Annotated in this window: 16 protein-coding genes; all 16 read right to left on the bottom strand. The window is 47.5% G+C overall.

Features of this window, described 5'->3' with window-relative positions:
- Positions 1-35: 35 nt before the first annotated feature.
- A complete protein-coding gene (locus DWZ61_RS08075; protein ID WP_118538001.1) occupies positions 36-1400 on the bottom strand; it encodes a PhoH family protein in 1365 nt (454 codons plus the stop codon).
- Positions 1401-1508: 108 nt separating this feature from the next.
- Positions 1509-1763: a hypothetical protein gene (locus DWZ61_RS08070; RefSeq protein ID WP_118538000.1), complete on the bottom strand. Its 255-nt coding sequence runs from the start codon at positions 1761-1763 to the stop codon at positions 1509-1511.
- A 348-nt stretch (positions 1764-2111) separates the two neighbouring features.
- On the bottom strand, positions 2112-3287 hold the full coding sequence (locus DWZ61_RS08065) for a hypothetical protein (protein WP_118537999.1): 1176 nt from the start codon (positions 3285-3287) through the stop codon (positions 2112-2114).
- Between the two features lie 32 nt (positions 3288-3319).
- Positions 3320-4303, bottom strand: a complete 984-nt coding sequence (locus DWZ61_RS08060) for a PhoH family protein (protein ID WP_022312803.1) — start codon at positions 4301-4303, stop codon at positions 3320-3322.
- Positions 4304-4310: 7 nt separating this feature from the next.
- Entirely contained in the window at positions 4311-5546 is a 1236-nt protein-coding gene (locus DWZ61_RS08055; protein WP_118537998.1) for a sporulation protein YqfD, read from the bottom strand.
- Positions 5547-5570: 24 nt separating this feature from the next.
- Entirely contained in the window at positions 5571-5840 is a 270-nt protein-coding gene (locus tag DWZ61_RS08050; RefSeq protein ID WP_227062202.1) for a YabP/YqfC family sporulation protein, read from the bottom strand.
- A 48-nt stretch (positions 5841-5888) separates the two neighbouring features.
- Positions 5889-7193: a pyrimidine-nucleoside phosphorylase gene (locus DWZ61_RS08045; RefSeq protein ID WP_118537997.1), complete on the bottom strand. Its 1305-nt coding sequence runs from the start codon at positions 7191-7193 to the stop codon at positions 5889-5891.
- Positions 7194-7237: 44 nt separating this feature from the next.
- Positions 7238-7873: an endonuclease III gene (gene nth, locus DWZ61_RS08040; protein WP_022312807.1), complete on the bottom strand. Its 636-nt coding sequence runs from the start codon at positions 7871-7873 to the stop codon at positions 7238-7240.
- 19 nt (positions 7874-7892) lie between these two features.
- A complete protein-coding gene (gene rlmH, locus DWZ61_RS08035) occupies positions 7893-8372 on the bottom strand; it encodes a 23S rRNA (pseudouridine(1915)-N(3))-methyltransferase RlmH (RefSeq protein WP_117466354.1) in 480 nt (159 codons plus the stop codon).
- Positions 8372-9271 (bottom strand): TFIIB-type zinc ribbon-containing protein, encoded by a 900-nt coding sequence (locus tag DWZ61_RS08030; protein WP_117466338.1) that lies wholly within the window; start codon positions 9269-9271, stop codon positions 8372-8374. Before DWZ61_RS08030 ends, rlmH begins: the two co-directional genes overlap by 1 nt.
- A 15-nt stretch (positions 9272-9286) precedes the next feature.
- Entirely contained in the window at positions 9287-9586 is a 300-nt protein-coding gene (locus tag DWZ61_RS08025) for a Dabb family protein (protein ID WP_118537996.1), read from the bottom strand.
- Between the two features lie 44 nt (positions 9587-9630).
- Entirely contained in the window at positions 9631-11016 is a 1386-nt protein-coding gene (gltA, locus tag DWZ61_RS08020) for an NADPH-dependent glutamate synthase (protein WP_117466340.1), read from the bottom strand.
- A gap of 50 nt (positions 11017-11066) precedes the next feature.
- Entirely contained in the window at positions 11067-11945 is an 879-nt protein-coding gene (locus DWZ61_RS08015) for a sulfide/dihydroorotate dehydrogenase-like FAD/NAD-binding protein (protein WP_117466341.1), read from the bottom strand.
- 28 nt (positions 11946-11973) lie between these two features.
- Positions 11974-13446 (bottom strand): FN3 associated domain-containing protein, encoded by a 1473-nt coding sequence (locus DWZ61_RS08010; protein WP_118537995.1) that lies wholly within the window; start codon positions 13444-13446, stop codon positions 11974-11976.
- Between the two features lie 4 nt (positions 13447-13450).
- Positions 13451-14305 (bottom strand): bifunctional methylenetetrahydrofolate dehydrogenase/methenyltetrahydrofolate cyclohydrolase FolD, encoded by an 855-nt coding sequence (folD, locus tag DWZ61_RS08005; protein WP_118537994.1) that lies wholly within the window; start codon positions 14303-14305, stop codon positions 13451-13453.
- Between the two features lie 18 nt (positions 14306-14323).
- Complete coding sequence (locus DWZ61_RS08000) at positions 14324-15994, bottom strand: formate--tetrahydrofolate ligase (protein ID WP_118537993.1); 1671 nt, start codon at positions 15992-15994, stop codon at positions 14324-14326.
- Positions 15995-16027 lie beyond the last annotated feature (33 nt).

Raw genomic sequence — 16027 nt, 5'->3', positions numbered from 1 at the left:
GCGGGGATTGCTCCCCGCTTAAAGATAACCGTAGTCTATCGAATTGTTAATTTTGCCGCTGCTTCCAAGGCTAAAAGACTTCTTACGCATTCGTCCTGATTGAAGGTAATCTGGGCGCACAGCGGGCTGTTTTTCATTTTTTCGGAAACGTATGCCAGAGCGTTGTTTTCTCTGTCAAGGTTTGGTGCATCGATCTGGTCAAGATCACCGCATAACACAACTTTGGTTCCCATGCCGGCTCTGGTTACAAGCGTCAAAACCTGCAGGGGTGACATGTTCTGGACCTCATCCACGATGATAAACGCTCCATTTAAACTTCTACCACGCATATATGCCAGTGATGCGACTTCCAAAATGCCGGATTCTTTCATGTCTTCAATCTGCATCTGGATTTGTTCATTTGACTCTTTTTCTCCACCGTTGAAACATCTCAGAATAACTTCGAGGTTATCATAGAATGGAGCTAGCAGTGGGTTCATCTTATCTTCCAGTGATCCTTTAAGGTATCCAATATCTTTATCTGCCAGAACGTTTGCTCTGGTGATAACGATTTTTCCGTATTTGCCGTCATAAGTCTGATCCACACCTGCCGCCAGAGAAAGGAAAGTTTTTGCAGATCCGGCAGGGCCTTTCAGAATAACTAATGGAATTTCTTCGGACGGAGCCATCAGTGCATGTAACGCAAACTTTTGCGAATCGTTTTTTGCATTGACATTGCAGGGTTTTAATGTCTTAGAATCAATGATGAAAAGATTTTTATTTTTATATACGGTATAAGCCTTCATATTTTCGCATTTCAAATATATATATTCATTTTCCACGAAGTTTTCGTCTTTCAATTCCGGAATTGTTTCTACGCCGACGTAATCGCCGTTTTTATACAGCTCTTCGATCGTCTGCCAGTTAGCGATATCGTAGCATTTAATTCCACGGTAGCCCGTTTCGCTTACTCTGAGGTTGTGGTAGCTCTGAGTCCTGATACCTAAAAGTTCCGCTTTGACCTGCATGGAAACATCGTTGGTGATTAGAATATTCTCGTAATCAGACGATAATCTTGCCATAAAAGTAAGCAGAATTTCGTTATCAGGCTTATTTACATCGAGTCCCTGAATGGTGTCGCTTGCTCGAGCCGGATCAATATTAACGGGCTTCTTAAGAATCCTGAAAATGCCGCCGTTTTTCATTTCGAGACCTGCTTCGTAATTTCCATGGCAATCTTTTAAGGAATTGATGTTTCGAATCGCTTTTCTTGCGTTGAATCCTGTATCTCCGGGAGCCTTTTTCAATCCATCTAATTCTTCCAGTGTTTTCATGGTAATGCACACCAGATTGTCGTTGAATCCAAAGATTGCGTCGGGACTTTCAATCAGAATATTTGTGTCTAAGACATACTGTTTCAATGCAGATACCTCCTCGCTGTTTGTTATACTATTAATATGAAAGATTCTGTTCCGGAACTATTTTTCTGCATAGAAAAAGGGGCTTTTTAGCCCCTCTTTCCGTGACGATTAACTGAGGAAATCCTCATCATCGTCTTCGTCTTCGCTGCCGCCGTCATCCTCATCGTCGATGTCATCGAAGTCGTCATCCTCTTCGTATACATCTGCGAAAACAGTGTATACGATGTCATCACCTACACTGGTGATGATGGCACGAGATGTACGAGCGTCCTTTTCCTCCATCTCGTTGTAAAAAGCAGCAAGCTCCTTTGCTCCTTCTGCTTCCTGTCCCTTGGTTACTCTGATAATTTTTACTTCTTTCATTTTGAATCCTCCTTGTTATTTTCTCCGGTTTTCAGTTGCATCATTATTATGACAGAAAACTACATTAGAAAATTACAAGAATGCGCTTTGTAAAAATATAACAATAAACTGCTCCGACTTATAAAAAATCGGGGCAGTTCATAAATTAAAAATAAAATAATAAGCATAAGGCTTCCTGATATGAAAATTAATTCATAAATTATGTACCAATTATGTACCAATTAGTGTTAAAATATAACGAATTATGGAGAATTACATAACTATGACTTTTTTAAGGAATGCTGTAAAATAGAGGTTTGTAGAGATATAAAGGGTTATGCTAGGTTGTATGATAACTCCCATTATATCTCAACGTAAAAAGTCATAGTATAATTTCTCCTCCTTGAATATCTTCTGCATCCGGTTCCAGTCCCTTAAGGACAGGTCACATTCGCTGAAAATACCTTTTTCCCGGATTCTCTCAAAAATCCTGTCAATCACCTGCTCATAATCCGGCTTCTTCTCCGGTTCCTTCTGCAACAGCAAAAGGATCGCACTGACTACCGCATCCGAACAATACAGCACTGCGGTCTCCGCTTTTTTGTATTTCCGGGTTCCTTTATATTCTTCCAGGATCTCCGATGCGCCTGCCGGGAATTCCATATCCGGCGTCTCCTGCATAAGATCCCAGCCTTTTCTGTGATATAATCCGGCACATTTCAGGGCATCCCTGTCCAGTTCCAGCATATTTGCGATCCGCTCACAGAAATAGGCTGTATGTACACACAGGAAATATTCGGATCGGTCTTCCTCGCGGTACTTTACCAGTACCTGATTCTCGGTGTCATTCAGTTCCAGATATTTTACACGATCCCTGAACACCACTGTGCCCGAAAAAATTTTCAAAATACCCAGAAGCAGTATTCCCGACACGATCAGATTTGCTGCTGGAACCAGAAACTGTTCCAGACTTAAATGTTCATTGGCAAGCAGTACCACATTTGCGGTCTCGCACAGCAAAAGGCAGAACAGAGATAAGAACAGGGGGATCCCGATGGCAAATTCCTGCTCTAAATGCTGGAAAAGACAGGCTGCAAAAACACCGCTGATAAAATACAGGAAAAAAATGCCCACCGACTGTCCCCACAGCGTGGCAATCATCAGAAACACCCCGGAAAACACAATTCCCACTGATAGATTGCTGAACAGGGACAATACCACAAAGACCGCCAGAAACGGCCATCCTCCCGCCGGAAGGAATGCACAGGCCAGCGAAAACAAAAGGCTGCACCAGACAGCGGTCCAGAATCTCATCAGATGCTCTCCGTTATCATAATCCAGGCGGGAATCCACTACTTCCCTGCGCAGGAAAAATCCTGACACTGCAAGTCCCAGTGCTGCCATCACGGCATCCCGCAGGGCATTTTCCACAGACAACTGTTTTCCCAAAAGTCCCAGTCCGTAGACTGCGGCACCTCCGATCAGTACCGTAAGGATCTCCGGCAGCAAAAGCCGCGAAAATCCGTTTTTCTCTTTGTTCTTCATATTTATCTGTTTCCTTTATCCGGACGTTTGTTTCATCTCGGACTTCTTTTGCTTTTGATCGTCCGGGCTTCATAGTCATCGTAAGCTTTTACGATCTTCTGTACCAGAGGATGTCTTACCACGTCTTTGCTGGTCAAGGTACAGAAGGCAATATCATCGATATTTTTCAGAACTCTGGCTGCTACATCCAGACCGGATTTTGCTCCCACGGGAAGATCCTTCTGGGAGGAGTCACCCGTTACGATCACTTTGGAGCCGAAACCGATACGGGTCAGGAACATTTTCATCTGTGCCGGTGTGGTATTCTGTGCTTCATCCAGAATAATATAGGCATTGTCCAGTGTCCGGCCTCTCATATAGGCAAGCGGTGCCACTTCGATCAGACCCTTTTCCATATTTTTGGCAAAACTTTCCGCTCCCATGATCTGATACAGGGCATCGTACAGGGGACGCAGATACGGGTCTACCTTACTCTGCAGATCACCGGGCAAAAAGCCCAGCTTTTCTCCGGCTTCAATGGCCGGTCTGGTCAGGATGATACGGCTCACCTCGTTGTTCTTAAAAGCGGTGATCGCCATGGCCATGGCCAGATACGTCTTACCGGTACCAGCCGGTCCCAGTCCGAATACGATCATGTTTTTCCGGATGGCATCCACATAAGCCTTCTGCCCCAGGGTCTTGGGCTTGATCGGCTTTCCGCTGATGGTATGGCAGATGCAGTCCGCATCCATCTCCATCAGTTTTTCCTCCTGGTCTTCTTTTCCCATTTCAATGGCATAATCCACGCTCTGTTCTTCGATCTCATTGCCGTGATCCGACAATGCGGTCAGCTGTCGTAATACCCGGGAGGCCTTCGAAACGTTTTCTTCTTCCCCGGTGATCATTACACTTCCGTTGCGGTCCACAATAGTTACCTGAAAATCCTGTTCCAGCTTCTTGATGTACGCATCCTGCATACCGAAGATCTTCTGCATCTGTTCTGTATCCATTTCCAGACGGATTGCTGTCACACTCATTTATGTCTTAATCCTCATTTCTGTCCAAATCTTCTGCTCCGGTATCCTCTGCCCGGGAATCTACCAGACTGACCGCCGCTTCCCGCAGCAAAAGTTCCCCGTGTGCGGTCCAGCCGGCGCGCTTTGTTTCTATTTTAACATCTTTCGAGATTATTTGTACCCCTTTTTCATCTAAAGTTTCAAGAAAATCCATGATTTTTTTCTGTAAAACCGTTTCTGCTTCCGACACTGTATAATAATATTCTGTTTTCTGATACTCTCTGTACGTGATTCTGCCTACCATGCAGGGGATCTGCAGATACTCCAACGCTTTTACGGGACATGTTTCCAGCACGCTGTCATATTGCAAAAAATCCATTTTTTTCTCCGGTTTCCACTCCCGGTCACCGAAATGGATAAAATAAAATGTCTTTTGTCTTCCGGTGTATTTTTTCCGGATATAATCTGCCGGAAGATATGCCTGAAAGGTTCCGGTATGCTCCAGCACTATATCCGCATCCGGGGTCACCGGCCGATATTCCCTGACGGTTCCATCCTCGGCATAAATGGGGATCCTGCCTTCCACCAGAATATCTCCTTTTGCCACTTCACTGCCTATGGATACTTTCGGGACACCACAACGCACGATCATATCCGTGATCACCCCGTTGCATTCTGCCACCAGATCTTTTCCTGCCCCTGCCGCATCCTGCACGACTTCTGGAACCGACATATCGTTTTCCTTTACTTCGATCACCAGTCTGGTCCCGTCCAGACGGCCGGAGGTCCAGGTAACCTGCGAAAACTTCCGTCTTATCTGTTTTTCCAGCTCACCTATATTCAGTTCACTCCTTCGCATTCCGGTGTGAATGCCCTCCTGCTCCAGGAAGGAATAGAACACGTCATCCGTCACCTGATAATTGCCAGTCACCTGAATATCCCACACAAATAAAGACGAAATCAGCCAGAAAGCCACCGCCAGAAATAAACCTGCCAGAAACGCTTTTCTGCGCAGCATTCCCGGCACAAAAAAGGGTAGTCCATATCTTTCCGATATGACTACCCTTACTTTTGTCTTTCTGGCGATGGGCCGCAGTTCGTAAAAAGACCGCAGGCCGATGCACATGGTATAAACATCTTCCTGTTTTTCTATATTCCACAGCAATATTCCCTTATTACTGCACAGATTGATAAATCGCTGCGGTGCAAAGCCCCATACCCGGATCTTCACATAACCCTGCAGACGTTTGACCCACTCCGTCATCCTGTTAACCTCTCATCCAAATGATTATTCACGCAAATATCGCAGTGCACTGATATTTCCGCTGATCTTCATATCTTCATTGGTATAATAGTCGATGGAAAGTCTGGTTCCCTCCAGGCACACCTGACAGGTCTTGGCCTGCAAAAGGATCCGCTCTCCGGTATATTCCAGGATTCCTCTGTAATTTTCAATCCAGGCTTCGGAGTTTCCCGTCAGCGTCACCCGCAGTGCTCCCATACAGACATCCTTGGGTAACTGCAGGGAATCGATCCATTTTTCTTTTTTCGATGGCATTCTCTTCATTTTCATATAAAACTATATGAAAGCGGATGCCGGAATATGTTACTGTAAAATCCCTTTGATCAGAGGTTCTGCCTCCGGCTGATAGTCGGTGATGAAATAGGCACTCCGGAACTTTTCCTTCGCCGCTTCCAGGCGTTTCTCATCATTGGCATGAAGGTATCCCAGTACCTCTCCCTTTTTCACCGCATCCCCTTTTTTCTTCTCTAAGAGGATGCCAACAGACAGATCGATCTCACTTTCCTTGGTCTCTCTTCCGCCGCCTAAGAGCAGAGAACAAATTCCGATATCCTCACAGGCAATTTTTTCTACAAAGCCGTCTCTGTCCGCACAGACAGGAACCACCATGGATGCCTTCGGCAGAAGCTCCGGATCCGTTACCGCCGCAGGGTCACCGCCCTGGGCCTCCACAAACTGCTCCAGCTTCCGTAAAGCACTGCCATCTCTGATGACATTTGTAAGCATATTTCTGGCCTCTTCGACACTCTCCGCCTTACTACCGGCAAGTAACATCCGACTTCCCAGTACCATACAAAGTTCTTTGAAATCTTCCGGGCCTTCTCCCCGCAGGGTTGCAATGGCTTCCTTCACTTCCAGGGCATTTCCCACGGCCCGGCCCAGCGGCTGATCCATATCCGAGATTACGGCAATAGTCTTACGTCCGGCATTCTTACCGATCTTCACCATTTCCTCCGCCAGAGCAAAAGCATCCTCCCTGCTCTTCATAAAGGCACCGCTTCCGGTCTTGACATCCAGTACAATGGCATCTGCACCGGCTGCCAGTTTCTTGCTCATGATGGAACTGGCAATCAGGGCCATATTATCTACGGTAGCTGTCACATCCCGCAGGGCGTACAGCTTTTTATCCGCCGGTGCCAGATCTGCGGTCTGTCCCATAATGGCAATGCCGATCCGATTCACATTTTCAATAAACTGCTCCGTGGTCAGTGATGTGGAAAATCCGGGAAAGCTTTCCAGCTTGTCAATGGTCCCTCCGGTATGGCCCAGGCCTCTGCCGCTCATCTTGGCCACCGGGATCCCACAGGCAGCCACCATGGGTGTCAATGCCAGAGAAGTCTTATCCCCCACACCTCCGGTACTGTGTTTGTCCACCTTGCAGCCATGGATTCCGGACAGATCCAGCATCTCACCACTGTGTGCCATGGCCATGGTCAGTTCATAAGTCTCCTTCTCGGTCATCTTCTGAAAGTAGATCGCCATCATCAGCGCGGATACCTGATAATCAGGAATCTCTCCACGGGTATAGCCCTCGATAAAAAAGTGGATCTCTTCTTTCGAAAGCTCTCCGCCGTTTCTTTTTTTCATGATAATGTCATACATCCTCATAGGCTTTGCTCCTGTCTGCGGCAGTAGATTTCCCTGTCCGCCTTTTATATGCCGACTTTTTTACAGATGTCACTGATACAGCATTTTTCGCAGTAAGGATGGGTTCTGGCGGTGCACACTTCTCTGCCGTGATATACCAGTCTGTGGCAGAAATCGCTGCCTTCTTCGGGCGGAATGATCTTCCACAGCTCCTTCTCCACCTTTGCCGGTTCCCTGATCCCGTCCACAAGTCCCATACGGTTCACCAGGCGGATACAGTGGGTGTCTGTCACAATGGCAGGTCTGCCAAAGACATCCCCCATGACCAGATTCGCACTTTTTCTGCCCACTCCAGGCAGAGACAATAATTCGTCAAAATCGTCTGGAACCTTTCCGTCATATTTATCCCGCAGAATCTTCATGCAGGCACTGATATCTCTGGCTTTGCTGTGACCCAGGCCACAGGGCTTTACAATGGCCTCGATCTCTTCCACCGGAGCCTCTGCCAGGGCATCCACATCCGGGAACTTCTCATACAGCTTTTCCACTACGATATTTACCCGGGCATCGGTACACTGAGCTGCCAGGCGGACACTGACAAGCAGTTTCCATGCCTGATCGTAATCCAGAGTGCATCCGGCATCCGGGTATTCCTTTTTCAGACGTTCTATAATTTCTAATGCACGTTGTTTTTTTGTCATATACTTCTACTTTTACTCTTTATTTATGGTAAGGTTCGTGCTGAATGATCCGGAATGCACGATAGATCTGTTCGCACAGGATCACTCGCATCAACTGATGAGGAAATGTCATTTTGGAAAAGCTTAAGGCCAGATCCGCTCTTTTACAGACACTTGGATGCAAACCAAGCGATCCGCCAATGACAAAGCAGATATGGCTTTTTCCTCTGACAGTGCAATCTTCAATCCATGCCGCAAATTCTTCGGAAGAAAAGTTTTTACCGGCAATCTCCAGCGTAACGATCAGGGCATCCTGTGGCAGTTTCGCCAGGATCCTCGCCCCTTCTTTTTCACGGATCTGATCTTCCAGAGCCGCACTGGCTCCATCCGGTGTCATTTCATCCGTCACTTCGATGATATTTAACTTCGTATAACGCCCCAGACGTTTGCTATATTCTTCTATGGCGTCCCGGAAAAATTTCTCCTTGATCTTCCCTACACATACGATGGATATTTTGATCATTCTTCTGCTCCGTTTGTATCCGGGAAGATCTGTTCATAGATCTTTGTGTCAATAAGGTTCTCCAGCATCTGCTGATCCAGATTCATAAACTGATGATTCATCTGGCTGCGGATTACTTCGAATCTCTTGTAATAAAGAGCCTCTTCCGGTGTATCTGCAGCATTTTCAATCTGAGCGTCAATTTTTTCCGCCGTCAGATTTTCTTCACTCCACTTCAGAAGAGTATCCACCAGAGAGTTCTCGGACTCTGCCTTTTTCTCAAAAAGCTTTGCATTCCGCATGGATACCACGCCCATGACAATGAACAGAATGAAAACAGCACTCATCACTCCGTAGAACATATAGGGGTTGCCGATGTTCAAAGGAAGTACGCCGGTAATTCCCAGGATCATGACAAGCATTCCGAGGATTCCCACCACCAGCAGTACCCAGGCAGAGGAACGATTCTCCTCTGCTTTGGCTCCACTGTTCATATAAGTAAGTCCACCCTGGGCGGAAGCTGTTTTCAGCAGTTCTCCGGGATTGACTTCCTCCGATGCTTCTTCTGTCTCCGGCATCAGGAATTCATCTACCGCAGCCTCTTCCTCAGCAGCATTTTCCGTCCGCTCTTTTTCCTGCTGTTCCAGAAATACCCGGGCAATCGTCTTCGCCTGTTTTTCCTCTTTTGCATCTACAAACAGTTCATAGACCTGCTCCGCCTCATCGAAGGAAAGTTTGCTCTTGCGGATCCCATTGTATGTAAGGAAGTCTTTCAGTTTCTCCATTTCGTCCTGTTCACCGAACAGCACGGAAGTCCAGTCCGTCAATTCTTCCTCGCTTACCAGCGTTTCTCCGCAATCGGGACATACGGTGATTCCTTCCCGATATTCGTTTTTACATTTCGGACACCATGCCATATACCAACACCATCCTTAATACTCGTAATCCAGGCAGGCTCTGTTGCCTGCCACGGATCCAATATATTCCTTTGCTGCCAGATGATCCGGATGCACCTGATAGGCAGCCAGCGCCTCAGTATCTGTAAACTCAGAGATCAGAGCCACATCCCGGTTGCTGCTGTCCAGTTCATTGATGATCACTTCCACCTTTACGGCACCGGGAACCTTCTCTTTGATGGGCTCCAGTAACTCCTTGATCTTCCCGGCGGTCTCTTTCTTTTCCTGTTTTGTCAGATTGCCTTCCAGACTCCACAGAACAATATGTCTTACCATGTAATCCTCCATTCCATCCTGTCTGTGGACAGGATCCGGGGTGTTTATTTTGTACTCAGATATTCGTCAATGCCTTTGGCAGCAGCTTTTCCTGCGCCCATGGCCAGAATAACGGTCGCTGCTCCGGTTACCGCATCTCCGCCGGCATAGACACCTTCCTTTGTGGTCTTACCATTGTTCTCGTCCGCAATGATGCACTTCCACTTGTTGGTATCCAGTCCCTTGGTTGTAGAAGAGATCAAAGGATTCGGGGAAGTACCCAGAGACATGATCACGGTATCCAGTTCCATCACGAATTCAGATCCCGGAACCTCTACCGGACGGCGTCTGCCGCTCTCATCGGGCTCACCCAGTTCCATGCGGATGCACTTCATACCGGTCACCCATCCCTTATCATCGGAAAGAATCTCAGTAGGATTGGTCAGCAGATCAAAGATGATGCCTTCCTCTTTTGCATGATGTACTTCTTCCACTCTGGCAGGCAGCTCCTCTTCGCTTCTACGGTATACAATGTGTACCTCCGCACCCAGACGAAGTGCGGTTCTTGCTGCATCCATCGCCACGTTACCGCCGCCGACAACGGCTACCTTCTTACCATGCATGATAGGAGTTCTGGAGTCGGGATCAAAAGCCTTCATCAGGTTGCTTCTGGTCAGGTACTCGTTGGCAGAGAAGACACCGTTGGCATTCTCACCGGGGATACCCATGAACTTCGGCAGTCCGGCACCGGAACCGATGAATACAGCCTGAAAACCTTCCTCATCCATCAGCTGGTCGATGGTCACGGATTTACCTACCACCACATTAGTCTCAATATGAACACCGAGAGATTTTACATTCTCGATTTCTTTTGCCACAACACCGGTCTTGGGAAGACGGAACTCGGGAATACCGTATACCAGTACACCGCCTGCCTCATGCAGTGCTTCGAAAATGGTCACATCATATCCCAGCTTTGCCAGATCTCCGGCACAGGTAAGACCAGCAGGGCCGGAACCGATCACAGCTACCTTCTTACCGTTCTTCTGTGCTGCGGGAGTGGGCTTGATGCCATTCTCTCTTGCCCAGTCAGCCACAAAACGCTCCAGCTTACCGATGGAGATCGGATCTCCCTTGAAGCCACGGATACATTTTCCTTCACACTGGCTTTCCTGAGGGCATACACGGCCGCAGACAGCGGGAAGGGCGCTGGATTCACTGATAATACGATAAGCCTCTTCAATGTTGCCGTTCTTCACCTGTTCAATGAACTGTGGAATCTGGATTGCTACGGGGCAGCCCTTTACACACTGTGCATTTTTACAGTTAATGCAGCGGGAAGCCTCTTCCATTGCTTCTTCTTTGTTATATCCGAGACAAACCTCTTTGAAATTGGTAGCACGTTCCTTCGCATCCTGCTCTCTGACAGGAATTCTCTTTAATACATCCATTTTATTTTAACCATGCCTTTCTGATTTATCGTGTTCAAACTTTTGTATGACTACTGGCAGTTGCCGCAGCCACCGTGATGGGTATCTCCCTCTTCCAGGGCCAGCATTGCACGTCCTTCTGCAGTCTTGTAGATCTGCTGACGTCTCATTGCCTCATCAAAGTTTACTTCATGTCCATCGAACTCCGGTCCGTCTACACAGGCGAACTTTACCTTGCCGCCGACAGTTACACGGCATGCACCGCACATTCCCGTACCGTCTACCATAATAGGATTCAGACTGACAACTGTGGGAATCTCCAGTTCTTTGGTTAAGAGACACACGAATTTCATCATGATCATAGGACCGATGGCAATACACAGATCGTACTTTTTACCTTCTGCCACCAGATCCTTGATGGTCTGGGTTACCATACCGCTTCTTCCATAGGAGCCGTCATCGGTGGTTACATACAGATTTCCTGCGACAGCTTCCATCTCCTTCTCCAGGATCAGAAGATCTTTGGTCTTGCTTCCCACGATAACATCTGCAGCAACGCCATGCTCATGCAGCCATTTTACCTGGGGATATACCGGTGCCGCACCGACACCACCAGCCACGAAGAGGATCTTCTTTGCCTTTACCTCATCCAGAGGCTGTTCTACCAGTTCGGAAGGACATCCCAGAGGACCTACGAAATCATGGAAGTATTCTCCCTCGGAAAGCTGTGCCATCAGTTTTGTACCGGCACCAACGGTCTGGAACACAATGGTTACTGTTCCTTTTTCTCTGTTGTAATCACAGATAGTCAGAGGGATACGCTCACTCTCGCTATCCATTCTTACGATGACAAACTGACCGGGTTCACAGGTCTTTGCCACTCTGTTTGCTTCTACCTCCATAAGATAGATGTTGGTTGTCAGCTCCTGTTTTTTTACGATCTTATACATTTCTCTTTTTCCGTCCCTTCTGTTAGGATTATATATCTAAACGATCACCAAGCGTATAATGGCGGCCGCTTTCGTCGGTCTGCAATTTGTACAGTTCCCTGGTATAGGCATTTACGGCGAACAGATTCCCCGTCTTTGTGACTGTCCCATCTTCTCCCCGGTAGATCTCGGCAACAACATAGAAATCATCTATCTTGTTGATGTTCGTCACATACTGATACTGATAGAGATATGCGGCAGCGGATTCATCAAAGCTTCCGGATGCTTCCGTTATTTTACCACTTTCTATGGCATAATTCACTACTTTTGTCACGGCATCCTCCGGCATAAACTCCGTGTTCATGACCAGATTGTAGCTTTTCTCCACGATCTCGCTCTTTCTTCCTTCCGCAATGCGGATAAACCGGAAGACTGATTTGCCAAGAGGCATGGGGATCGGTCCATTATACACCGTGGAATTCTGCGTAGGATCGGAACCATCCGTTGTGTAATAAACATCATATCCGTCGGTCACCTCGATATTGATTGGGAATTCATAATCCCCACTGACCGCCGTTACCTCCGGAGCACTCAGTTCCTCGATCTCAATATGGTAATTTTTGGTAACCACTGGACTACTGATCCCATTCTCATTGATGTAGACGGCTTTGATACAGTAATCACCGCTCTCTAAAAGGATGGGTGCCGTATACAGCAGACTGTGTTCTCCCGGTTCGGTTTCGTCGGTAGTATAGTAGATCTTACCACTTCCGAAAGTTGTCAGTTTCAAAGGCTGGATGCTGGTATAATATCCCTCCTGCAGACTGAATTCCGGTTCCATTGCCATATAGCTCTGGTATTTACTCATAATATTTACATTACCACAGTTCAACAACAGATCATTAATGGTCTTATAATCTTCCCTGGCCGCATAGATGGCGATCAGCTTTCCATAAGCACTTTCCAGTTGTTCGGAAGTAGCTGCGGCATCCGCAACAATCTCCCGAAGCAGATATTCATATTCCATTTTGTTGTTCTTCTGAAAATAAATATCCGCCAGTTCAAATTTTAAGGTGATGTTCCCCGGATCGATTTCCAGCGCACGTTCATAACAGGTGATCGCCTGATCGTATTCCCCGGAAGCTACATACTCTCTCGCACTCTTTATCTGATATTCAGCGGAATGATAGTGGGAATAAGAGATTCCGAAACCGGTACATACCACCGCTACTACCGCAAGCACCAGGATCAGCACAATGAATTTCCAGCGAAAGGGATGTTTTGCCGTATTTTCCAGCGGTTCTTCATCCCAGTCCTGCAATTCCGTCATGCTCTGCTGTACATCCTGATCGTCCGTGGCATCTTCTTCCGGTGTCATTTCCCTGGCAATATCATGCAGAGTCTGCTCCATATTGTATTCAATTTCCGGTTCAAAATCGGGAACAATATGGATATCCTCCCCACAGTGCTCGCAGTAAAGCGTACCTTCTTTCATTTCCGCCCCGCAATTCGGACACTTCATATAATTATCCTCTTACTGCCTGCAAGGATACCGATTCCAGGCAGTTATTCATCAGCATAGCTATGGTCATAGGACCTACGCCGCCGGGAACCGGAGTAATGGCGCTGCATACAGGCTCCACACTGTCAAAGTCCACATCACCGCACAACTTGTTTTCTTCGTTGCGGTGAATTCCCACGTCAATGACAACCGCACCCTCTTTTACATATTCTGCCGTGATCATCTTCGGCTTGCCGACAGCCACCACCAGAATATCCGCTCTTTTGGTTACTTCTTTCAGATCTTTGGTACGGCTGTGAGCCACCGTCACCGTACCGTTCTCCCGAAGCAGCAACAATGCCATGGGTTTGCCGACGATATTACTTCTGCCTACCACCACACACTCTTTTCCGGCGATCTCAATACCGGAACGCTTCAGCAGCTGTATGACTCCTGCAGGAGTACAGGACACAAAGCCCGGCTTGCCGATGCAGAGTGCACCGACATTCTGGGGATGAAATCCGTCTACATCCTTTAAAGGAGAAATGGAATCCAGTACCTTTTCTTCGTCAATATGTTTCGGTAACGGCAGCTGCACCAGAATGCCGTTGACATCGGTTCTGTCATTTAATTCCCGGATCAGCTCCAGTAATTTTTCCTCTGTTGTCTCCTCTGGAAGTTCATATGCCAGAGACCGGATACCTACATATTCGCAGGCCTTTTTCTTGTTGCGGACATATACGGAAGATGCGGGATCCGCACCTACCTGGATCACCGCCAGCGTTACTTCGCAGCCCTGCTCTTTTAACCCTGCGACTTTTTCTTTGACTTCATCTTTAATCTGTGCGGAAATAACTTTTCCATCTATTAACTGTGCCATGAGACACTTTCCTCCTTACTAGAACAAGCCTACGATCCTACCGCTGTCATCCACATCGATATTGTAAGCAGCTGGAGCCTTGGGCAGGCCGGGCATGGTCATGACCGCACCGGTGAGCACTACAACAAAACCGGCACCTGCAGACACATAGACCTCTCTTACATTCAATTCAAAACCGGAAGGTCTTCCCAGTAACGTAGGATCATCTGACAGAGAATACTGGTTCTTTGCCATACATACCGGCAGATCACCAAAGCCAAGTTCCGTCAGTCTCTTTAACTGTTTTGCTGCCGCCGGAGCAAACACTACATCAGACGCTCCGTAGATCTCCTGCGCGATCTTTTTGATCTTATCCTGAAGAGACAGTTCATTTTCATATAAAACATGGAAATGATTCTCTTTTTCGTCGATTGCTTTTAATACTTTCTCAGCCAGAGCGATTCCACCCTCTCCGCCTTTCTCCCACACTTCGGAGAGTGCAAACTCACAGCCTCTTGTCTCACAGAATTCTCTGACATAAGCGGTCTCCGCCGCACTGTCGGTGATAAAAGAGTTCAGGGTAACCACTACAGGCACACCATATTTCTGAAGATTCTCAATATGTTTCTCCAGATTCACAATACCTTTTTTCAACGCTTCCAGATTCTCTGCTCCCAGATCCGCCTTTGCAACGCCACCGTTGTATTTCAGTGCACGGATGGTTGCTACCAGTACCACTGCATCAGGAGTAAGTCCTGCCTTACGACATTTGATATCGAAAAATTTCTCTGCTCCCAGATCCGCACCGAAGCCGGCTTCCGTGATGCAATAGTCTGCCATCTTCATGGCTGCCTTAGTAGCTCTGACGGAGTTACATCCGTGAGCGATGTTGGCAAACGGACCTCCGTGTACCAATGCGGGAGTATGCTCTAAGGTCTGGATCAGATTGGGCTTGATGGCATCCTTTAACAGTGCTGCCATGGCACCGACTGCTTTCAGCTGGCCGGCGGTCACCGGCTCACCCTGATAGTTGTAAGCCACAACGATTCTGGACAGGCGCTCCTTCAGATCCTTCATATCGTCTGCCAGACACAGGATCGCCATGATCTCACTGGCTACGGTAATGACAAAATGATCCTCTCTGACAAAGCCGTCTGTCTTGTTGCCAAGTCCTACCACAATATTACGAAGGACTCTGTCATTCATGTCCTCACAGCGCTTCCACACAATCTGCCGGGTATCGATGCCCAGATCATTGCCCTGCTGGATATGATTGTCCAGCAGCGCAGCCAACAGGTTGTTGGCAGAGGTGATGGCATGAAAATCACCGGTAAAATGCAGATTCAGTTCATCCATAGGCACTACCTGTGCATAGCCGCCGCCGGCAGCTCCACCTTTGATACCAAAGCAGGGGCCTAAGGACGGCTCTCTGAGCGCAATTACAGCCTTTTTGCCCATTCTGCCGAAAGCTTCTCCCAGCCCAACAGTGGTCGTGGTCTTACCCTCTCCTGCAGGAGTTGGGTTGATAGCTGTTACCAGAATCAGTTTTCCATTGGGACGATCCTGGATCTTACGTAAAAATTCTTCGGAAAGCTTTGCCTTGTATTTTCCGTAAAGTTCCAGGTCATCTGCTTCAATGCCAATACTTTCAGCCACTTTGGTGATGGGCTCCATTACCGCTTCCTGTGCGATTTCAATATCTGTTTTCATGTCCTTTTTCCCTCCGTTTATTCAGACAGTCTC

Origin of the sequence: Clostridium sp. AF34-10BH (assembly GCF_003478095.1) — a bacterium.
Taxonomy (GTDB): domain Bacteria; phylum Bacillota; class Clostridia; order Lachnospirales; family Lachnospiraceae; genus Acetatifactor; species Acetatifactor acetigignens.
This window is presented reverse-complemented; position numbering and strand designations above follow the sequence as displayed.